The sequence below is a fragment of the Pediococcus cellicola genome (genome assembly GCF_001438655.1).
GTDB classification, from domain to species: Bacteria; Bacillota; Bacilli; order Lactobacillales; family Lactobacillaceae; genus Pediococcus; species Pediococcus cellicola.
The window spans coordinates 1-19,897 of sequence record NZ_JQBR01000004.1 but is presented as its reverse complement, the minus strand read 5'-3'; the positions used below and the strand labels follow the sequence as shown (position 1 = coordinate 19,897).

23 protein-coding genes are annotated in these 19,897 nt (G+C 38.9%); all 23 read left to right on the top strand.

The genetic code is table 11. The annotated features are described in order from the left end of the window. Positions 1 to 63: 63 nt before the first annotated feature. The gene (gene upp, locus IV80_RS10080) at positions 64 to 693 is read left to right on the top strand and encodes a uracil phosphoribosyltransferase (RefSeq protein WP_057750147.1); all 630 of its coding nucleotides are present in this window, start codon (positions 64 to 66) and stop codon (positions 691 to 693) included. A gap of 340 nt (positions 694 to 1,033) precedes the next feature. Beyond that, a complete protein-coding gene (gene atpB / locus IV80_RS04485; RefSeq protein ID WP_057750145.1) occupies positions 1,034 to 1,750 on the top strand; it encodes a F0F1 ATP synthase subunit A in 717 nt (238 codons plus the stop codon). Positions 1,751 to 1,775: 25 nt separating this feature from the next. After that, a complete protein-coding gene (atpE, locus tag IV80_RS04480) occupies positions 1,776 to 1,988 on the top strand; it encodes a F0F1 ATP synthase subunit C (protein ID WP_046872489.1) in 213 nt (70 codons plus the stop codon). Between the two features lie 50 nt (positions 1,989 to 2,038). After that, positions 2,039 to 2,563: a F0F1 ATP synthase subunit B gene (gene atpF / locus IV80_RS04475; protein WP_057750142.1), complete on the top strand. Its 525-nt coding sequence runs from the start codon at positions 2,039 to 2,041 to the stop codon at positions 2,561 to 2,563. Continuing rightward, a complete protein-coding gene (gene atpH, locus IV80_RS04470; protein WP_057750140.1) occupies positions 2,550 to 3,092 on the top strand; it encodes an ATP synthase F1 subunit delta in 543 nt (180 codons plus the stop codon). The genes atpF and atpH overlap by 14 nt, the downstream gene beginning before the upstream one ends. A gap of 25 nt (positions 3,093 to 3,117) precedes the next feature. After that, positions 3,118 to 4,650, top strand: a complete 1,533-nt coding sequence (atpA, locus tag IV80_RS04465; RefSeq protein ID WP_057750137.1) for a F0F1 ATP synthase subunit alpha — start codon at positions 3,118 to 3,120, stop codon at positions 4,648 to 4,650. A 35-nt stretch (positions 4,651 to 4,685) separates the two neighbouring features. After that, positions 4,686 to 5,630, top strand: a complete 945-nt coding sequence (locus IV80_RS04460) for a F0F1 ATP synthase subunit gamma (RefSeq protein ID WP_057750134.1) — start codon at positions 4,686 to 4,688, stop codon at positions 5,628 to 5,630. A gap of 26 nt (positions 5,631 to 5,656) precedes the next feature. After that, entirely contained in the window at positions 5,657 to 7,069 is a 1,413-nt protein-coding gene (gene atpD / locus IV80_RS04455; protein WP_057750131.1) for a F0F1 ATP synthase subunit beta, read from the top strand. Positions 7,070 to 7,082: 13 nt separating this feature from the next. Beyond that, a complete protein-coding gene (locus tag IV80_RS04450) occupies positions 7,083 to 7,508 on the top strand; it encodes a F0F1 ATP synthase subunit epsilon (RefSeq protein WP_057750128.1) in 426 nt (141 codons plus the stop codon). Positions 7,509 to 7,659: 151 nt separating this feature from the next. Continuing rightward, on the top strand, positions 7,660 to 7,893 hold the full coding sequence (locus IV80_RS04445) for a DUF1146 family protein (protein WP_057750124.1): 234 nt from the start codon (positions 7,660 to 7,662) through the stop codon (positions 7,891 to 7,893). Between the two features lie 14 nt (positions 7,894 to 7,907). Next, a complete protein-coding gene (gene murA, locus IV80_RS04440; protein ID WP_057750121.1) occupies positions 7,908 to 9,197 on the top strand; it encodes a UDP-N-acetylglucosamine 1-carboxyvinyltransferase in 1,290 nt (429 codons plus the stop codon). Positions 9,198 to 9,369: 172 nt separating this feature from the next. Then, positions 9,370 to 9,630, top strand: coding sequence for a membrane protein insertion efficiency factor YidD (yidD, locus tag IV80_RS04435; protein WP_057750118.1), 261 nt, complete (start codon positions 9,370 to 9,372; stop codon positions 9,628 to 9,630). Between the two features lie 17 nt (positions 9,631 to 9,647). Continuing rightward, the gene (locus tag IV80_RS04430) at positions 9,648 to 9,866 is read left to right on the top strand and encodes a DUF2969 domain-containing protein (RefSeq protein ID WP_057750115.1); all 219 of its coding nucleotides are present in this window, start codon (positions 9,648 to 9,650) and stop codon (positions 9,864 to 9,866) included. Positions 9,867 to 9,897: 31 nt separating this feature from the next. Next, positions 9,898 to 11,100 (top strand): FtsW/RodA/SpoVE family cell cycle protein, encoded by a 1,203-nt coding sequence (locus IV80_RS04425; protein ID WP_057750112.1) that lies wholly within the window; start codon positions 9,898 to 9,900, stop codon positions 11,098 to 11,100. Positions 11,101 to 11,465: 365 nt separating this feature from the next. After that, positions 11,466 to 12,503 carry a methionine ABC transporter ATP-binding protein gene (locus IV80_RS04420; protein WP_057750110.1) on the top strand — a complete coding sequence of 346 codons (1,038 nt, stop codon included), beginning with the start codon at positions 11,466 to 11,468 and terminating at the stop codon, positions 12,501 to 12,503. Then, positions 12,493 to 13,179: a methionine ABC transporter permease gene (locus IV80_RS04415; RefSeq protein WP_057750107.1), complete on the top strand. Its 687-nt coding sequence runs from the start codon at positions 12,493 to 12,495 to the stop codon at positions 13,177 to 13,179. Before IV80_RS04420 ends, IV80_RS04415 begins: the two co-directional genes overlap by 11 nt. A gap of 18 nt (positions 13,180 to 13,197) precedes the next feature. Further along, on the top strand, positions 13,198 to 14,031 hold the full coding sequence (locus tag IV80_RS04410) for a MetQ/NlpA family ABC transporter substrate-binding protein (RefSeq protein ID WP_057750104.1): 834 nt from the start codon (positions 13,198 to 13,200) through the stop codon (positions 14,029 to 14,031). Between the two features lie 168 nt (positions 14,032 to 14,199). Next, positions 14,200 to 15,114 carry an L-lactate dehydrogenase gene (locus tag IV80_RS04405; RefSeq protein WP_057750101.1) on the top strand — a complete coding sequence of 305 codons (915 nt, stop codon included), beginning with the start codon at positions 14,200 to 14,202 and terminating at the stop codon, positions 15,112 to 15,114. A gap of 136 nt (positions 15,115 to 15,250) precedes the next feature. Further along, positions 15,251 to 16,033, top strand: a complete 783-nt coding sequence (locus IV80_RS04400; RefSeq protein ID WP_057750098.1) for an ABC transporter ATP-binding protein — start codon at positions 15,251 to 15,253, stop codon at positions 16,031 to 16,033. Beyond that, positions 16,023 to 17,825 (top strand): FtsX-like permease family protein, encoded by a 1,803-nt coding sequence (locus tag IV80_RS04395; protein ID WP_057750096.1) that lies wholly within the window; start codon positions 16,023 to 16,025, stop codon positions 17,823 to 17,825. Before IV80_RS04400 ends, IV80_RS04395 begins: the two co-directional genes overlap by 11 nt. Before the next feature lie 11 nt (positions 17,826 to 17,836). Beyond that, a complete protein-coding gene (locus IV80_RS04390) occupies positions 17,837 to 18,214 on the top strand; it encodes a GntR family transcriptional regulator (protein ID WP_057750093.1) in 378 nt (125 codons plus the stop codon). Beyond that, positions 18,204 to 19,070 carry an ATP-binding cassette domain-containing protein gene (locus IV80_RS04385; RefSeq protein WP_057750090.1) on the top strand — a complete coding sequence of 289 codons (867 nt, stop codon included), beginning with the start codon at positions 18,204 to 18,206 and terminating at the stop codon, positions 19,068 to 19,070. The genes IV80_RS04390 and IV80_RS04385 overlap by 11 nt, the downstream gene beginning before the upstream one ends. Beyond that, complete coding sequence (locus tag IV80_RS04380; RefSeq protein WP_057750086.1) at positions 19,067 to 19,840, top strand: hypothetical protein; 774 nt, start codon at positions 19,067 to 19,069, stop codon at positions 19,838 to 19,840. The genes IV80_RS04385 and IV80_RS04380 overlap by 4 nt, the downstream gene beginning before the upstream one ends. Positions 19,841 to 19,897: the final 57 nt, after the last annotated feature.

Genomic DNA, 19,897 nt, shown 5'->3' with positions numbered 1-19,897 from the left:
CACTAGTTTTTTTGTGTCAAGTTAGCTACAATTGATAGAGATATTGAAGGGAGAGTGTAATTCATGGGTAAGTTCCAAGTTCTTGACCATCCGTTGATTCAACACAAGTTAACCATTATTAGAGATAAGAATTGTGGTACGAAGGTATTTAGAGAAGTCGTAAACGAAATCTCGGAGCTCATGGCTTATGAAGTTTCACGGGATATGCCGTTAGAGGATGTTAAAGTTGAGACACCAATTGGTTGGACAACCAAAAAAACACTTTCGGGTAAAAAAGTAGCTATTGTGCCAATATTGCGAGCTGGATTAGGAATGGTTGATGGAATGCTTGAGCTCATTCCGGCGGCTAAGGTGGGACACATCGGGATGTATCGCGATGAAGAAACCTTAAAACCAGTTGAATATTTCGTTAAACTACCAAGTGACATTAGCGAACGTCAGATTTTCGTGGTGGACCCTATGTTGGCAACTGGTGGTTCCGCGATCATGGCAATGGATGCTTTAAAGAAACGTGGTGCAAAGGATTTAAGGTTAGTATGTTTGGTTGCAGCTCCTCAAGGTGTGAAAGCCTTACAGGATGCCCATCCGGATGTTGATATTTATACAGCAGCTTTGGATGAAAAAATAGACGAAGATGGTTACATTGTACCTGGTTTGGGTGATGCTGGCGATCGGTTGTTTGGAACTAAGTAAATTCAGTAGAAAAAGAGCGAGAAATAGGTAGGTTGTTTTTTACAAAACGCATGTCGATTTTCGATCTCTTTTTTATTTTTTTGAATTGGTTTATGTGCCCATTTGTGTGTATAAAAATAGAAAGCGCTTTAATTGAGAAGCGCCGATTTGACGGGCTTAGCTCTACTTTCATAAATCACAATTTTTTTGTTACCTTTTTTGTGTTTTTTTCGAATTGGTGTTATTATTTCATTTGTATTTTGAATAGGCAGTGTGCTCTATTTATATATAATCATTGATAATTTCAATTCATTGTAAATGTTCAGTGATTCACTAAGGCTATGAAAAGAGGTGATCTTCTGTGGAAGACTCTGTTGCTACTTTTCAATTTTTAGGACTCACCTTTAACCCGACCAATATTATTTCTGGATTGCTTGCTGCAATTATTGTCTTGGTAGTTGTTTTTGTGTTTTCAAGGAATCTTAAGTTAAAGCCCACTGGCAAACAAAATGCTTTGGAATGGGTAATCGACTTTACGAATAAAATTGTGCGTGGTTCTGTGACCAATGGTGATGCACCAAATTTTGGGTTGTATGCATTTACTTTATTTTTGTTTATTTTCGTTTCTAACCAACTTGGATTATTCTTGCAAATTGGTTGGAACGGTGTAACGTATGTACGGAGTCCAACTTCAGATCCAATTGTAACATTGACATTATCATTGATGACGTTAATGCTGGCACATTTTTCTGGGGTCAAAAAGCTCGGATTTAAGGGGTATTTTAAACACGCGTATTTAACGCCGTTTACATTTTGGCTACCAATTAGTGTTTTTACCGAATTGATCGACTTCCTTACGTTAGGTTTACGTATTTATGGGGTTATCTTTTCAGGAGAAATGTTGCTGAAAATTATCGGAAATATGGCCTTTTCTGGCGGTATTGGTATGACAATCGTTGCTGTACCAGTTGCATTTATTTGGCAAGGATTTTCATTGTTCTTAGGTAGTATTCAGGCGTATGTTTTCGTCACTTTGACATCGGTTTACATTTCTCAACAGATTCAAACTGAGGAATAATTAATATTTTTAGGAGGATTTAAAAATGGGAGCTATTGCAGCAGGAATTATTATGTTCGGAGCCGCTATTGGTGGTGGTATCGGTGATGCCATTGTTATTTCAAAAACACTTGAAGGAATGGCACGCCAACCAGAATTATCCGGTCAATTAAGAACAACTATGTTTATCGGTGTTGGTCTTGTTGAAGCTATGCCTATTATTGCTTTCGTTGTGGCCTTATTAGTCATGAATAAATAAGCTAACGAAATGCGGAAACACGATAATAGGATAAAAGGAGGTGTCAATAGATGCTCTCACATTTAGTGTTGGGTGCTTCAAATTCACTTTATCTTGGTGATATGTTGTTCTATGCAATCGTCTTTATTATCCTAATGTGGGTAATTAAGATCGTCGCTTGGGGACCTGTAACGAAGATGATGCAAGAACGTGCAGACCGAATTTCTAACGATATCGATTCTGCCGAAAAATCACGTCAGGATGCTGAGCAATTAGCAAAAAAACGTGAAGAAGCACTAAAAAGCTCACATGCTGAAGCGACAACGATTGTAGCCGATGCTAGAGATAATGGCAAAAAGCAACGTGAACAAATTGTGACTAATGCCCAACAGGAAGCACAAACACTCAAGCAAAATGCTCAAAAAGACATTGAACAAGAGCGAAAAGATGCACTTAAGGGTGCTCAAAATGATGTGGCTAGTTTATCTATTGAGATTGCTTCTAAGATCATTCAAAAGGAATTAAACGCGCAGGATCAAAAACAGTTAATTGATTCTTACATTGAAGGGTTGGGGAAGCAAAATGAGTCTAGATAAGATGACAATTGCGAAACGATATGCAAAAGCCCTTTTCGATTTAGCTGTTGAAAAAGATCAAGTTGAACCGATTTATAACGACTTGCAACAATTGGAGCAAGTTTTTTCTGATGTACCGAATTTGAGTCAGGTGCTGGCAGACGTTCGTCTTAAAGATGAGCAAAAAGCAAGTATTGTAAAAAGCTTGAAAAAGGATGCTTCTGAATATGTTAAAAATCTGATTCAAATGATTTATGATTATGGTCGGATAGGCAATATGCTTGATATCATTACACAATTTAAAGTGCTTTATGATGCCTATAATCATATTGCTTACGCCGACTTATCTACTGCCGTTGAAATTGATGCAGATCAAAAGAAACGATTGGCAGATGGATTCGCTAAAAGAATCGGAGCACAGAAAGTGATCTTAAATAGCCGTCTTGATCCAAGTATTATTGGTGGTGCAGTACTTAAATCTAATGGTTTAATTTATGATGGCAGTATTCGTACCAAAATGGCTAAGATTAAGAGAATGCTACTTAAATGAGATTTTGTAAAGAGGTGAAACTTTTATGAGCATTAAATCTGAGGAAATCAGTGCTCTAATTAAACAACAGTTAGAAAGCTATAAAGACGAGCTTAATGTCGAAGAAACAGGTACCGTTACATATGTCGGTGATGGTATTGCCCGTGCTCATGGCTTAGATAATGCTCTTGCTGGTGAACTTCTAGAATTTTCTAATGGTGTCTACGGAATGGTTCAAAACCTTGAATCTAACGATGTCGGAATCGTTGTACTTGGAAATTACGATGATATTCGTGAAGGTGACACGGTTAAGAGAACTGGACGCATCATGGAAGTTCCAGTTGGAGAAGCTTTGATTGGTCGAGTTGTGAACACGCTTGGGCAACCAATTGATGGCAAAGGCGAAATTAAAACAGACCATACACGCCCAGTTGAGCGTAAAGCTCCTGGTGTTATGGAACGTCAATCAGTTAGCGAGCCCCTCCAAACAGGGATCAAAGCGATTGATTCATTGGTTCCGATTGGTCGTGGTCAGCGTGAATTAATCATTGGTGACCGTAAGACTGGTAAAACATCATTAGCAATTGATACGATTTTAAATCAAAAAAATCAAAACATCATTTGTATCTATGTAGCTATTGGTCAAAAGGAGTCTACTGTACGTACACAAGTGGATACACTTGAAAAGTTCGGTGCTATGGACTACACCATTGTTTTGAGTGCTGGTCCGTCTGAACCAGCGCCAATGCTTTACTTGGCACCTTATGCTGGTGCTGCAATGGGTGAGGAGTTCATGTTTAATGGTAAACATGTTTTGATTGTCTATGATGATCTTTCAAAACAAGCAGATGCTTATCGTGAGCTTTCCTTAATTTTGAGACGTCCGCCTGGTCGTGAAGCCTACCCTGGTGATATTTTCTATACCCATTCTCGTTTGTTGGAACGGGCTGCAAAATTAAATGATAAGCTAGGCGCAGGTTCTATGACAGCTTTACCATTCGTTGAAACAAAAGCTGGAGATATTTCCGCTTATATTCCAACCAATGTTATTTCAATTACAGACGGTCAGATCTTCTTAGATAGTGATCTTTTCTATTCTGGGACACGCCCCGCAATTGATGCTGGATCTTCAGTTTCCCGTGTTGGTGGTGATGCGCAAATTAAGGCAATGAAACGCGTTGCTGGTACTTTACGTTTGGACCTTGCTTCATATCGTGAATTGGAATCCTTTGCTCAATTTGGTTCTGATTTGGATGATGCTACCAAAGCGAAGTTAGCACGAGGAAGTCGAACTGTTGAAGTTTTGAAACAGCCATTGCATAAACCACTTGCAGTTGAACACCAAGTTTTGATTTTGTATGCGTTGACACATGGCTTTTTGGATAAGATTGCGATTGACGATATTTTGAGATTCCAAGACGAGTTATTTGACTATGTTGATGGGTCACATGATGATCTTTTAGACGTCATTCGTAAGACTGGTGATTTACCAGATACTGACAAGTTAGATGCTGCAATTCAAGAATTTGCAGATCAATTTCAACCAACAAAAGAAGAAGACACAAGTGCTTCTAAATAATTAGTGATTTGATTGACAGAAAGTGGTGAGAAAAAATGGCAGCTTCAGAACAAGACGTTCTCAGACGAATTACCTCTACTAAGAAGACCAGTCAAATTACCACTGCGATGCAAATGGTTTCGACAGCAAAGCTAAATCAAATTCAAAAACACACTTTTGGGTATCGAGTATATGCTGAAAAGGTTGAAAGTATCGTGGCTCATCTCGCAAAGTCACACTTAATTAGTGAGAATGCAGCGGGAGACGCTAAGGATTCAGAGAATACCGAAAGTATTTCTGCAAATGATTTACTTCAGCAACGACCAGTAAAAAAAGTAGGCTTTTTAGTTATTACGTCTGATCGTGGCTTGGTCGGAAGTTATAATAGTTCTGTTCTTAAACAAACAGAAGACTTTATTCAAGCAACAGGTCATTCTGAAAAAGACAGTGTAATTTTGGCTGTTGGTGGTACGGGAGCAGACTTTTATAAGAGTCGAAACATGAATGTGGCCTATGAATATCGGGGCGTGAGTGATGTTCCGACCTTCAATGAGGTGCGAGAAATCGTGCAGACGGCGACGTCCATGTACTCTAACCAAGTTTTTGATGAACTTTATGTTTGTTACAACCATTTTGTAAATCGCTTAACAAATAGATTTCATTCAATTAAAATGTTGCCAATTAGTGATGCTTTAGTTAAGAGTCAGGATGAAAAAAAAGAGCAGGGACAAACCGAAATAATGCCCGAATACGAGACAGAGCCTTCGGAAGCAGCATTATTACAAGCTATTTTGCCCCAGTACGCGGAAAGCTTAGTCTATGGGGCTATTTTGGATGCCAAAACGGCTGAACATGCTTCAAGTTCAACGGCTATGCAGACAGCTTCTGACAATGCTAAAGATTTAATTTCGTCACTCCAATTGCAATATAATCGTGCACGTCAGAGTGCTATTACCACTGAGATCACTGAAATTACCGGTGGTCAAGCGGCACAAGAATAAATTTAGATGGGAGGAATTAACTAATAATGAGTACTGGTAAAGTTGTCCAAGTTATCGGACCTGTTGTTGATGTTGAATTTCCTCTGGATGGTAATTTACCTGATATTAATAATGCTTTAAAGGTCAAGAAACCAGATGGTAGTGTATTGGTTGCCGAAGTTGCGCTCGAATTAGGAGACGGCGTTGTGCGGACAATCGCTATGGACGGTACTGACGGCTTACAACGTGGATTGGAAGTTGAAGACACTGGTTCTTCAATTACAGTTCCTGTTGGTGATAAAACATTAGGTCGGGTTTTCAACGTCCTTGGAGAAACAATTGATAATGGTGAAGAATTTGGACCTGAAGTAAAACGTAACCCTATTCATCGTGATCCACCTAAGTATGATGACTTAAATCCAAGCATGGAGATTTTGGAGACTGGAATCAAAGTTATTGATTTATTAGCTCCATATATTCGTGGTGGTAAAGTTGGACTTTTCGGTGGTGCCGGTGTTGGTAAAACTGTTTTGATTCAGGAATTAATTCATAATATTGCACAAGAACACAATGGTATTTCTGTATTTACGGGTGTGGGTGAACGAACTCGTGAAGGAAATGATTTGTACTTCGAAATGAAGGCATCGGGTGTTCTTGAAAAAACGGCCATGGTGTATGGTCAGATGAACGAGCCGCCTGGTGCTCGTATGCGGGTTGCTTTGACTGGCTTAACGTTAGCGGAATATTTCCGTGATGTTGAGGGACAGGATGTGTTGTTATTTATTGATAACATTTTCCGTTTCACACAGGCTGGTTCTGAAGTATCTGCATTGCTTGGACGAATTCCTTCTGCCGTTGGTTATCAGCCAACGTTGGCTACTGAAATGGGCCAGTTGCAGGAGCGAATTACTTCCACTAAAAAAGGATCAATTACTTCGATTCAGGCGGTTTACGTGCCTGCAGATGATTATACTGACCCTGCTCCAGCAACGACATTTGCTCATTTGGATGCCACAACTAACTTGGAACGTAGTTTAACACAACAAGGAATTTATCCTGCTGTTGACCCGTTGGCTTCTACTTCAAGTGCTTTGGACCCATCGGTTGTGGGTGAAGAGCACTATAAAGTGGCAACTGATGTTCAACATGTGTTGCAACGTTATCGTGAGTTGCAGGATATCATTTCTATTTTAGGAATGGATGAACTATCTGACGAAGAAAAGACAATTGTGGCGCGTGCCCGTCGTATTCAATTCTTCTTGTCACAAAACTTCTCAGTTGCCGAACAATTTACTGGTCAACCTGGATCCTATGTTCCGGTTGAAGAAACTGTAAAGGGCTTCAAAGAAATTCTTGAAGGTAAATATGATGATTTACCTGAAGATGCTTTCCGTCAGGTCGGCGGCATTGAAGAAGTTGTTGAAAAGGCAAAGAAGTTAACCAGTGCTGCTAGTAAGTAAGGGGGAATTCTAATTGGCTGATCAATCAGTATTAACCGTTAGTATCGTGACTCCTGATGGTCAAGTTTATGATGGCACATCCACGATGTTGGTTGTGAAAACTAAGGATGGCCAGCTGGGTATCATGCCTAACCACGTCCCTATTATTGCGTCACTAGCGATTGATGAAGTACGAATTAAACATGAGGACTCAAGTCAAAAAGAAGATGCAGTTGCCGTCAACGGCGGTTTTGTGGAGTTTTCGGATAACACAGCTACTATTGTGGCAGATACTGCGGAAAATGAATCTGATATTGATCTTGATCGTGCTGAAAATGCACGTAAACGAGCTCAAGAGACGATTCGTAAGGCACAAGAGATTCATGATAATTCGACGCTGCGTCGTGCTCAAATTTCATTACGTCGTGCGATTAATCGTATTAATGTGGCAAAGCATTAGTTACGTTAAGTTGTAAATAAAGATAGGGTTGAGGAAGCTTTAACTTCTTCAACCCTATTTTTTTATTATTTCTAAAATTGAGAAACAGACGCGAAATTTTAGGCTATATATGCTACTATTGTAATAAATCCTGTATATTGAAGGGGCTTTTATGAATTTATTTGGGATACAAGCATTACTAACGTTAATTTGTTATTTCTTTTTTATTTTGATTTCATTTTGGGCCATTCAGGGGCTTCATTTGGAGCGCATATTACGTGTATCTAACCCGGCCCAATACAAAACTTTAATTGTACTGCTATCAATTGGGTTAGGTTATTTGAGCAGTTCATTTTTTCTTGAATTAGTGAATAATATCAGAAATCTAGGGTACTTATTAAAATAGTGGAGGTTTCGTTCGTGGATAAAATTATTGTTAAGGGTGGCAATCGACTCAAAGGTGTTGTCAAAATTGAAGGTGCCAAAAATGCAGTTTTACCTATTTTAGCGGCTGGAATCTTAGCTAGTGACGGGCAGTTGAAATTAAGCAATGTTCCAATTCTGTCAGACGTGTACACCATGAATAATGTTTTACGTTTTCTAAATGTGGATGTTGAATTCACTGAAAAGAAACATGAAATTAAAATTGACGCGACGCATCACATCTCCACCGAAGCACCGTTTGAATATGTGTCAAAAATGCGTGCTTCAATCGTAGTGATGGGCCCTTTACTAGCAAGAATGGGTCATGCAAAAGTTGCAATGCCTGGTGGATGTGCAATTGGTTCACGGCCGGTTGATTTACACTTAAAAGGTTTAGCGGCTTTAGGTGCACAGATTTCACAACACGACGGATACATAGAGGCTCGTGCGCGAAAATTAGTTGGGACGAATATTTATTTAGATTTCCCAAGTGTTGGGGCGACACAAAATATTATGATGGCAGCCACTTTGGCTGAAGGAACAACGACGATTGAAAACGCGGCCTGTGAACCTGAAATTGTGGACTTAGCTATGGTGCTTGGTAAAATGGGTGCTCATATCACAGGGGCTGGGACAGAAACAATTCGGGTTATCGGTGTTTCTAAGTTACACGGCACAGAACATGCCGTTGTGCAAGATCGCATTGAAGCGGGAACTTTTATGGTGGCTGCTGCAGCTACGCAAGGGGATATCTTGGTTCAAGATGCAATTGCTGAACACAACAAGCCCTTGATTTCAAAAATGCGTGAAATGGGTGTCCATGTTATTGATGGCAATGATGGCATTCGGGTAATTGGGCCCAAACAATTACAGCCAGCCTCTATAAAGACGTTACCACACCCTGGTTTTCCAACAGATATGCAGCCACAGATTTCCGTTTTACAATTGCTAGCACACGGCACAAGCACACTAACAGAAACGGTGTTTGAGAATCGCTTCATGCACTTAGAAGAGCTGAGACGTATGAATGCGCAATATAAAATTGAGGGTGCTTCCGTTATCATGAATGGGCCAACGAAATTTAGTGGAGCAGAAGTGGCCGCAACTGATTTACGAGCAGGAGCTGCTCTTGTCATTGCTGGATTAGCGGCGAGCGGATTTACACAGGTCACAAATCTGAAGTACTTGGACCGTGGTTACTATAACTTCCATGGTAAATTAAAAGCATTGGGAGCCGAAATTAAACGTGTTTCTGATGCAAAGACAACACTGACAATAAAAAACTGATTTTAGGGACTAAAAAGAGCAATGATTGATTACACATCTGCCGTTCCGGTAGTTGAAATTAATTTTTTGCTTTTTTATTAACATTTTTAATCTTAATTAATTCACCTTTTGAGAGCATTTAGGGTGTGCTATAATAGGCTGTTGGATTAGAACAGGGAAGAAGGAGGGACAAATGAAAAGTATTTTTTTAGGATTTGTTCGTTTATACCAAAAATTTATTTCGCCACTGTTTCCGCCAAGTTGTCGTTATTATCCGACATGTTCTAATTATATGCTGGGTGCCTTAAAGAAACATGGTGCTTTAAAGGGAAGTTTAATGGGAATTGCACGAATTTTACGGTGCAATCCATTTGTACGGGGCGGTTATGACCCAGTACCGGATCATTTTACCTTGAAGCGTAATCTACATCCTGATGAAAAAATATTAAATTAACTAACCCGGAGGAAATTATGTCAAAAAGACAGCAAAGTATCAAAGTGCAGTTGACTGAAAAAGAAGTTCATGGACAAACCATTCAACAAGTCTTTATCGCTAAAAATTTGATTGGTGAAATTACACCAACTGATAAAGAATTCGCGACCCATTTGATTGGTGGCGGAGATTTTACTGCGAAGTCGCTAGATGATGCAGTTGAGTGGCTATTGCAAGAATACAATCTTCATCAGTAAACAGCTTTCGAATTAAGGAAGGACTTTTGTTTTGAAGAACGATTCACGAATTAGAAGACGAGAAGGCGATTCTCGGATTGATTATGGCATTATTTTTTCAGTTTTAATGCTGGCTCTGATCGGACTAGCATCTATTTATGTGGCAGCTGCGCATGATACTGGTGGTGTAAGTGTCCGACAGCAGGTGATTTCACAATTAATTTGGTATGTATTAGGTGTTGTGGCGGTTGTGGTCTTGATGCAGTTTGATTCTAAACAACTTTGGCAACTAGCTCCTTATGCCTATTGGCTCGGTATTTTTCTTTTAGTAATGGTTTTATTTTTTTACAGTCGCACGTATGCGGCAAGTACCGGAGCTAAAAGTTGGTTTGCGTTTAGATCCTTTACATTTCAGCCGTCTGAAGTGATGAAACCGGCGTACATTTTGATGATGTCTAAAGTGATTGCTGATTTTAATGCCAAAAATCCACGCCACACCATGGGTTCCGATTGGCGTTTGATTGGACAAATGATTTTATGGACATTACCACTACCTATCTTATTAATCTTGCAGCACGATTTTGGGACAATGCTGGTCTTTATTGCGATTTTTGCTGGTTTATTAATTGTTTCTGGCGTTACTTGGCGCATATTGTTACCTGGGTTTGTCACTGCTATTGTCCTTGCAAGTAGTACCTTAATGCTGGTTGTCAGTGAATGGGGACGAAATTTGTTATCTCACGTAGGCTTTGAAAGTTATCAGTTTGCGCGAATTGACACATGGCTCCACCCATCTGCAGATACGACTAACCAGGGTTATCAGCTCTGGCAAAGTATTAAGGCTATTGGTTCTGGTCAGTTTTTTGGCAAAGGATTTAATACATCCAATGTCTATGTACCGGTGCGTGAATCTGATATGATTTTTTCAGTAATTGGTGAAAATTTTGGATTTGTGGGTGGTGCAGTGCTTGTTTTATTATATATGCTTCTAATCTATCAAATGATCCGTGTGACGTTTGATACGAAAAATGCCTTTTATGCGTACATTGCATCTGGTACCATCATGATGATTTTGTTCCATGTTTTTGAAAATATCGGGATGAACATTGGGCTGTTACCATTAACAGGAATTCCGTTGCCTTTTGTGAGTCAAGGAGGATCCGCCTTAATTGGTAACATGATCGGCATTGGCCTCATTATGTCAATGCGATTCCATCACGATTCCTATAATACATTGCAAAAAACGGATTTTTAAAAAAATATTGATTTGCGGTTGACAGGATTCTAAGGATTGAGTATACTGCATTTAATAGCTAAACATTAAAGCAAGATGAGTAAATTAAAGCCTACTTAAAGAGAATTTCCGGTTGGTGTGAGGGAATAGCTGGTTTAATTGAAGATGGTCTTGATGAAAAATGACATTTGCGAGCATTAAGTAAGCAGATGTTGGGTGCGCCCATTATAGCGTCAGAGTTAAGATTATTTGACTTGTTAAGGCTGGTTTTGAAAAAAATCGGTGAATTTGGGTGGTACCACGGAAGAAAGTCTTTCGTCCTTATTGATTGTAAACAATTAGGATGAAGGACTTTTTTATTTGGCTATAAAAAGGAGGTTGATGATTTGATTGAATTTAAGGATGTTTCAAAAACCTTCACCACAGATAAGGGTAATGTCACAGCCATTAAAGATGTCAATATGAAAATTGAAGATGGGGAAATCTTTGGTATTGTAGGTTATTCTGGAGCTGGAAAGACGACCTTAATTCGTATGTTAAATGGTTTGGAAACACCTACAACTGGTGAAGTGGATGTCAATGGTACCAAAATTTCTGATTTAGAGCGCGGCGGGTTAAGGAAAAAAAGGCATAAGATTGGAATGATTTTCCAACATTTCAATCTCCTTTGGTCACGAACAGTTCGCAAAAATATTGAATTCCCACTTGAAATCGCTAAGATTTCTAAGGCAGAGCGCCAAAAGAAAGCTGAGGAACTGATCAAGTTGGTTGGTCTAGAAGGTAAGGAAGACGCTTATCCTTCGGAATTATCAGGTGGTCAAAAACAACGAGTGGGCGTTGCACGTGCTTTGGCAAATGATCCAGAAATCTTACTTTCGGATGAAGCAACCAGTGCACTGGATCCCCAGACAACTGATGAAGTTTTGGATCTGTTGATGGATATTAATAAGCGATTAGGTATCACAATTGTCTTGATTACCCATGAAATGCACGTGATTCGTAAAATTTGTGATCATGTTGCTGTTTTGGATGGTGGTAAGATTATTGAGACCGGTGAAGTCCTTGAGGTGTTTAAACATCCAAAGCAACCGATTACAAAACGGTTTGTCTATTCTGAAGTGGCGCCGTCGCCTGAGGATACCAACGTTGTTGTGGAACAGCTTTTAAAGGAATATCCTAACGGACGGATCATTCAGTTAACTTTCCATGGAAATCAAGCTAATTTGCCAATCGTATCGGAAATTATTCATCAATTTCCCAAGCTTCGGATTAGCATTATTGAAGGAAATATTCATCAAACTGCTGAAGGAGCCATCGGTTCGTTATTCTTACAACTGATTGGTGATCAGGAAGATATTGATGGGGCACTTGATTATCTCAAAACAATGCGTGTAGAAACCGAGGTGATTGAACATGGGCGGTAATACAGGATATTTTGAATTCAACAACGTAGATTGGAATCAGATGTGGAGTGCAACTTGGGAAACTATTTGGATGACTGTGGTTTCAATTGTTGTAGTTGCGATTCTTGGTTACTTTATTGGTTTGTTGTTGTTTGAAACAAGTGGCAGCCAAAACTTTTTAGTTAAAGTGATCAACTGGCTTGTGGCACTTTTTGTGAACGTTTTTCGTTCAATTCCATTTATTATCTTGATTGTTTTGTTATTGCCATTTACGAAACAAGTAGTGGGAACCATTATTGGTCCGGTTGCAGCGTTACCATCTTTGATCGTATCTGCGGCTCCATTTTATGGTCGAATGGTTGAGTTAGCCTTTCATGAAATCGATCGTGGTGTTTTAGAAGCCGCCGACGCCATGGGAGCCAGTCAATGGCAAATTATTACGAAGGTGCTTTTACCAGAGAGTTTACCAGCTTTAATATCTGGTATTACAGTTACAGCCATATCTTTAATTGGGTACACGGCAATGGCTGGAGCAATCGGTGCTGGTGGTTTAGGAAATCTTGCTTATCAAGAGGGTTTTGAAAGTAGTAACAACACCGTTACCCTAGTTTCAACGGTAATTATTGTTTTGATTGTGTTTGCATTCCAATTTATTGGAGATTTTGCCACTCGAAAAGTGGATAAACGAGTTGTTTAAATATAGGAGGAGTAGAAAATGAAAAAAAGTAAAATTTTTAGTTTATTAGCAGTCGTCGCAACAGCATTTTTATTGGTATCATGTGGAAAGAAGTCTAGTAGCAGTCAAAAAACAACCACAATTACAGTCGGGGCTTCCGCTGTACCGCATGCTCAAATTTTAAAACACGTGCAGCCGCAGTTGAAAAAAGAAGGCGTAAATTTAAAAGTCAAAGTTTTTCAGGATTACGTTCTTCCCAACAAGGCTTTAGCTAATGGTGATATTGATGCTAACTACTTTCAACATATTCCATTTTTAAAGCAATGGAATGAAAAGAATAAGGGTAATTTAGTGGATGCCGGTGCAGTTCATTTAGAGCCTATTTCCGTATTTTCTAAGAAAGTTAAGAATTTAAAGAATCTACCTAAAAATGCAACGGTGTTGGTAAGCAGTAATACACCAGATTATGGCCGAATTTTAACAATTTTTAAGGATGCGGGCTTAATCACAATTAAGAAGGGTGTCGACATTACTAGTGCCGACTTTACAGATATTGCGTCTAATCCAAAGCATATCCAATTTAAACACAGCTATGAGCCAAAATTAATGCCTCAATTGTATAAAAACAATCAAGGGGATGCAGTTGTTATCAATGCCAATTACGCTGTTCAAAGTGGTCTGAATCCAATCACGCAGTCAATTGCAATTGAAAAATCAACTTCACCATATAAAAATATCATTGCAATTCGTCCTAACGAGAAGAACAATAAAGCAATCAAAAAATTAGTGAAAGCTTTGCAATCAGAAAGCACACAATCTTGGATTAAAAAACATTACAAAGGCGCTGTCCTCCCCGTTGAATCAGTTAAATAAAACCAGTTTAAAAGTCGAGAAATTTCTCGGCTTTTTATTTTTAAAATGATTGGTTTTACTAATTTAGTTGGTAAAGTGTCACGAGTGAGTTTAGATGGTCTGATTTGATGGTTGACCGGTTTATAGAAAATGGTAGGATAAAGTTAATAAAGAGAAAAGGGTGTTAAGATGCGAAAATTTGGAATTATTGGATTGGGAAATGTTGGCCGAACGGTTGCTTACACGTTAGTCACTAAAGAAATTGCGGATTCATTGGTTTTAATTGATAAGGATCAAAAAAAGGCGCGTGCTGAACAGTTAGATTTACAGGATGCACAAGCTCGGTTGAACACAACGACACAAGTAACTATCCAAGACTATGCCGACCTTAAAGATGTTGAAATTCTTTATATTACGGCTGGTGATATTGCCATTTCAACCAATGGTGGTGACCGATTTGATGAATTTAAATTCACGGCTGCAGTTGTAAAAGAAATCGCACCAAAGATTGTAGCTTCTGGGTTTAAGGGCATCATAATCGATATTATGAATCCTTGCGATGCTGTGACAAGCTATTTACAAAAGTTAACTGGTTTTTCAAAACAACGCGTTTTTGGAACTGGGACTTTCTTAGATACGGCTCGTATGCAACGAGTTGTGGGTGAGAAACTTAACGTTAATCCTCGCAGCGTTGAAGGCTATGTTTTGGGTGAACATGGGAATACGCAGTTTGTCGCTTGGTCAAGTGTACGTGTTCAAGGACAGGCCATCGAAAAATTACCACAAGCTGAAAATTTCGACTTCGACGAGTTGGCAGATGCGGCTAAACAAGGTGCGTGGGAAGTAGCTTCCGGAAAGGGATTTACTTCTGATGCAATTGCAACTTGTGGTGTTAGTCTAGGACAAGCCGTTTTATCTGACGCACGTTTAGTTTGTCCTGTATCTGGGTATAGTGAACGTTTTGATACTTATGTAGGAATTCCAGCAATTGTGGGTAAAAATGGGATCGAACAAATTGTAGAACTTCCCTTAAGTACTGATGAACAGGATAAGTTTGCAAGCTCGGCGCAAATGATTCACGATAGTGTGGCTAAGTTAGTTTAATAAATATATTTGAAAACTTTTGAACCGATCTATGGGGAACATAAATCGATTTGAAAGTTTTTTATTGACAATAAAATAGCTCCTTGATATAGTTAGTTACATTAGTAATTAACTAATTTACCTAGGGGGAAACAAAATGAATGAAACAACCGTTATCGATGTTCAAAATGTCACTAAGGTGTATGGCAAGCAGAATGAGAAGCAATACACAGCCTTAAAAAACGTTAATTTTAAAGTGAAAAAAGGCGAATTTGTGGGGATTATGGGTGCCTCAGGTTCGGGAAAGACGACATTACTGAATATTCTAGCGACGATGGATAAACCTACTGAAGGGAAAGTCGTCATTGGAGATCAGGATATTTCGGAATTAACCCAAAACCAGTTATCAGACTTTCGTGCCAAACAAATTGGGTTTATTTTTCAAGATTTTAATTTGTTAGAAAGTTTAAATAATGCTGAAAATATTGGGTTACCCCTTACCTTGCAAGGCGTCAAAAAAAGACAAATCAATGAATTAGTTCATCAAATTGCTGGCCAATTAGGGATTAATGCTTTACTAGACAAGTATCCAGTCGAAATTTCTGGAGGACAAAAGCAACGGGTTGCCGCTGCACGTGGGCTTATTTCACGACCGCAAATTATGTTTGCAGATGAACCAACTGGTGCTTTAGATTCCAAAAGTGCGCGCGAATTGTTAGAGACACTCAAACAAGTGAATGAGGAAGAGCAAGTTTCTGTTTTAATGGTAACGCATGATCCTTTTTCTGCGAGTTATTGTGAGCGGATTTTGTTCATTAAAGACGGGCAGATCGGGGAACAGCTCGAAGCCAATGGTCAAAAGCGGGCAGATTTTTATCAAACTATTTTAAATAAATTAGGAACTTTCGAAGATCAGGAGGGAAGAACCGATGTTATTTAAATTAGCGTTTATCAATGTTAAAAATCGTTGGCGAGATTACCTTGTGTCATTCTCAGGACTAATCATTTCAGCGGCCATTTTCTATATGTTTGAAGCAATTGCGACCAATCAAGCCTTGATTAAGGGAAATATTTCCTTTGGGGTAGCCTCTATCGTCTTTCAATTTGGTTCAGTACTGCTGGGGATCATTACACTTGTCTATATTGTGTATGCGAACTCATTTTTAATGACCATGCGTGAACATGATTATGGGCTGTTTATTATGTTAGGTGGAAAAAAGTCACGGTTAGGATTCTTGATTTTTTTAGAAACCCTATTAATCGGAATCGTCTCGACAATCATCGGGGGTCTGATTGGTATTGGGTTAACTAAGGCGCTGGGAAACCTGCTGATGCAGTTGCTCGGTGTACAAATCACACACTTCAATTCATTTAGTCCGTCAGCTGTTTTCGTCACACTGATCTTTTTTGTGGCTATCTTTTTTGTGGCTTCCTTAATTAACCAGCATAAATTATTACACAAACCAGTTTTAAGACTTTTAAGAAATGACACAGAAGCAGATAAGCCGATGAAAATTACAGCTTGGCGATACGTAGAAGGATTTTTAGGTCTTCTTCTTTTGGGCATTGGGTATTGGGCAATGGCAGCTGTGAACACGCTTGTCCTAATGTCCATTCCGATTGCGCTTGTCACAATTGTGCTGGGTACGTATTTTTTATACAATGCTTTTTTTCAACTGTTAATCGCAGCTTTGAGAAAATCACATTTGGCAGCTAAAGGGTTGAATAATTTTACGTTAGGACAGTTGAATTTTAGGATTCGTGACTACACTAAAATGTTGACCATTGTCAGTATTCTGTTTGCATTGGCACTAGGCGCAATTACAGTTGGAATGGGTTATCATCGCCTGATACCGACAATTGCGAGGGGAAATACAGCGTATGATTTGGTTGTCTACAAAAAAACGGCGCAGACTAAAGAATTGATGACTAAATTAGATTTAAAGCAACAAACTACTTATCAACGTAAAATAATTGGGAAGACTGCATACTTTGATCAGAGTGAATTTCAGGCTCAGCCATTTCAAATAGCGGACTCAAAAAATGAAAAGGTGACGATTCGACAGATTTCCGCAAATCAAGTTACAAAACAAAGCAAAGCTCGAGAACAGCTCTTTTCTTTACAAGCCAACTATGCGATTGATAAGCTAAAAATGGTGAGTCATCAAGACTTCCAACAGCTAACCGCGAAAGCCAGTTCATTAACTTTATTGCAAACAACCAGTTTAGCGAAGAGTGCACCAGTTTTGGGGAAAATTGCTAACGATCAATTAAAGCAAATGAATCAAACTGCCGAGTTACAAGAATTAGGAGGTGCATACCCTGTATACCAAATGGCTAATCTGATGTTTGGTGGGCTCGAGTTCATGGGCTTCTTCTTAGGGATAGCCTTCCTGACCATGTTAGCAAGTTGTTTGATGTTTAAAATTTTATCGGGCGCACAAGCTGATCAGCGTCGTTACTGGATGTTAAATCGGTTGGGTGCACGGCGGTCCTTAATTCGTAGTTCGATTCGTCGAGAATTAGGGGTGTTGTTCTTATTACCAGGTATACTGGGAATTGTGCATGTTTTGTTTGGCCTTAAGCTGTTTGTGCCGTTAATGGGAGGGAATCCTTATGCTGGTTTACAGACGCCGTTTATCATTTTCTTATTACTCTATCTCGGTTATTATTTAGTGACACTTTTTATTTATAATAAATTAGTAGTTCCTGCTGTCAGTATGCAGTCCTAGGTGGTGAGTATATGCAATTTGATTTTACGGGTCAGGAACCGATTTATTTACAAGTTGCCAATCAAATTGAAGAGGGCATCTTTACGGGAGCCTTTGAAGAAGAGACTCAGGTTCCCTCAACGACTGAAATGTCACGCGAGTTTCATATTAATCCGGCAACGGTACTCAAGGGTATGAATATACTCGTGGATGAAGGTTTAATTGAAAAAAGGCGAGGGCTTGGGATGTTCGTTAAAAATGGCGCTTATCAACTTATTTTAACTAAACGACAGGCTTCATTTTATAAGGATTACGTTAAACGAATTATCGTAGAAGCCAAGAATATTAAGTTGACGGAAGCGGAACTCGTTCAGTTGATCAAAAGGGGGTTTCAAACCAATGGGGATTAAAGTTTCTGAAGTAACAAAAAAGTTTGTCCGCAAGACAATCTTAAAAAACGTGAGCTTCGAATTAGAACCTAATCGCATCTATGGGCTGTTAGGACGGAATGGTGCTGGCAAGAGTACTTTGCTGAATATTATGACCGACCGCATTTTTCCCAATGATGGTGTCGTGACACTTAATGGCGTTGCGATTCATGAGCACGATGCTCAGTTAGGCAAGATTTATTTGATGAGCGAGGTCAATCTTTATCAAAAACGGCAGCGAGTCGCAGCGCTTTTTAAGGCCTCTAAACTGTTATATGGCGGTTTTAACGAGTCTTATGCCAAACAGCTGTGTGAAGCTTTTGAGTTAAATCCCAAATTACGATTTGGTCAACTTTCAACAGGGTATCGAACCATCTTTAAACTTATTATGGCGCTATGTTTACCAGTAGATTACGTCTTTTTGGATGAGCCAATTTTGGGGCTTGATGCTAATCATCGGGAGTTATTTTATAAGGAATTGTTAGATAGTTACAGCCGTCACCCACGGACGTTTGTGATTTCCACCCACATCATTGAAGAGGTGGCAAATATGTTGGAGCATGTATTTGTCTTAGAAAATGGTAAGATTTTGATTGATGATGATGTCGACCGCATGTTGTCACAAGCATACGTTATTACAGGTCCAGGGGCCACTGTGGATGCCTATACACAAGGGCTAAATATCATTGGAACTGAATCATTGGGGAATTTAAAGGGTAATTATATATTTGGTAATTTGAATGATGATCGTGAAATCCCAGATACTATTCAAATTTCGCGAATGGATCTACAGAAACTATTTATTCATTTAACAAGTGAGGGGAGCACGATCAAATGAAAACCAAAATAGTTATGAAAAATAAATTGAAGTACTATCTGAAAGGCATTATTTATACGTATCTTCTCACTATTTTAGTTATTTTTGTGTTGCCAACTTTGTTTGCGTTAGTTTTTACTGGCGGATTAATGGGTGTTACAGTTACAGGACTATTGCGAAATGACTTGCTACCTTTTGCGTCCGTATTTTACTTGTTTGTGGCTTGTTATCGTGTTTATGAACCATTTAAATTCTATATTCAAAATGGTATTTCTCGTCGAACTGTTTGGAAAGCCACAATCGTTGTAATGGCAGTCTGCAGTTTGGTAATGAGTCTCATTAATTTTGGCTATTATTATGGCGTTATCTTACCTGTAACAGGTCAAGCGGACCAAACCTTTTATCACACCTTGTTTGGCAACTTTTTTGGTGTTGGTGGCTTGGGTAATATGTTTGGAGAATTAATATTTGAATGGTTATTATTATGGTTTTTCGCGGTTATCGGAATCTTTATGGGCAGTTTGGCTGCACTAGTTAAAAAAAGAACACGTCGCATTCTTTGGATCGTAATTCCAATTGCTTGGGTCGTCTTATTCAGATTCTTAGTTCAATATCAAGATAACATGGACCTGCACTGGATTGAAGACTTTGTTAAATTTGCTGTTGGGTACACACCGCATGCGGCTTTGTGGAATCCATTATATCCAATTGGCATGCTAATTATTCTCATTATTATAGGAAATGTTATAAACTACGTCATACAACAACATTTAGTTTTAAAAAATCAGTAAAAAAAGAGTTTTACTTTTGTTTTCCAATAGGAACTGAAGTTATAATTTGATACAAAC

What these genes read in the sequence shown, in the direction of transcription:
- upp (WP_057750147.1), top strand. Translation starts at nt 64, where the DNA reads ATGGGTAAGTTCCAAGTTCTTGACCATCCGTTGATTCAACACAAGTTA.
- atpE (WP_046872489.1), top strand. Translation starts at nt 1,776, where the DNA reads ATGGGAGCTATTGCAGCAGGAATTATTATGTTCGGAGCCGCTATTGGT.
- atpF (WP_057750142.1), top strand. Translation starts at nt 2,039, where the DNA reads ATGCTCTCACATTTAGTGTTGGGTGCTTCAAATTCACTTTATCTTGGT.
- atpH (WP_057750140.1), top strand. Translation starts at nt 2,550, where the DNA reads ATGAGTCTAGATAAGATGACAATTGCGAAACGATATGCAAAAGCCCTT.
- atpA (WP_057750137.1), top strand. Translation starts at nt 3,118, where the DNA reads ATGAGCATTAAATCTGAGGAAATCAGTGCTCTAATTAAACAACAGTTA.
- IV80_RS04460 (WP_057750134.1), top strand. Translation starts at nt 4,686, where the DNA reads ATGGCAGCTTCAGAACAAGACGTTCTCAGACGAATTACCTCTACTAAG.
- atpD (WP_057750131.1), top strand. Translation starts at nt 5,657, where the DNA reads ATGAGTACTGGTAAAGTTGTCCAAGTTATCGGACCTGTTGTTGATGTT.
- IV80_RS04445 (WP_057750124.1), top strand. Translation starts at nt 7,660, where the DNA reads ATGAATTTATTTGGGATACAAGCATTACTAACGTTAATTTGTTATTTC.
- yidD (WP_057750118.1), top strand. Translation starts at nt 9,370, where the DNA reads ATGAAAAGTATTTTTTTAGGATTTGTTCGTTTATACCAAAAATTTATT.
- IV80_RS04430 (WP_057750115.1), top strand. Translation starts at nt 9,648, where the DNA reads ATGTCAAAAAGACAGCAAAGTATCAAAGTGCAGTTGACTGAAAAAGAA.
- IV80_RS04415 (WP_057750107.1), top strand. Translation starts at nt 12,493, where the DNA reads ATGGGCGGTAATACAGGATATTTTGAATTCAACAACGTAGATTGGAAT.
- IV80_RS04410 (WP_057750104.1), top strand. Translation starts at nt 13,198, where the DNA reads ATGAAAAAAAGTAAAATTTTTAGTTTATTAGCAGTCGTCGCAACAGCA.
- IV80_RS04405 (WP_057750101.1), top strand. Translation starts at nt 14,200, where the DNA reads ATGCGAAAATTTGGAATTATTGGATTGGGAAATGTTGGCCGAACGGTT.
- IV80_RS04400 (WP_057750098.1), top strand. Translation starts at nt 15,251, where the DNA reads ATGAATGAAACAACCGTTATCGATGTTCAAAATGTCACTAAGGTGTAT.
- IV80_RS04395 (WP_057750096.1), top strand. Translation starts at nt 16,023, where the DNA reads ATGTTATTTAAATTAGCGTTTATCAATGTTAAAAATCGTTGGCGAGAT.
- IV80_RS04390 (WP_057750093.1), top strand. Translation starts at nt 17,837, where the DNA reads ATGCAATTTGATTTTACGGGTCAGGAACCGATTTATTTACAAGTTGCC.
- IV80_RS04385 (WP_057750090.1), top strand. Translation starts at nt 18,204, where the DNA reads ATGGGGATTAAAGTTTCTGAAGTAACAAAAAAGTTTGTCCGCAAGACA.
- IV80_RS04380 (WP_057750086.1), top strand. Translation starts at nt 19,067, where the DNA reads ATGAAAACCAAAATAGTTATGAAAAATAAATTGAAGTACTATCTGAAA.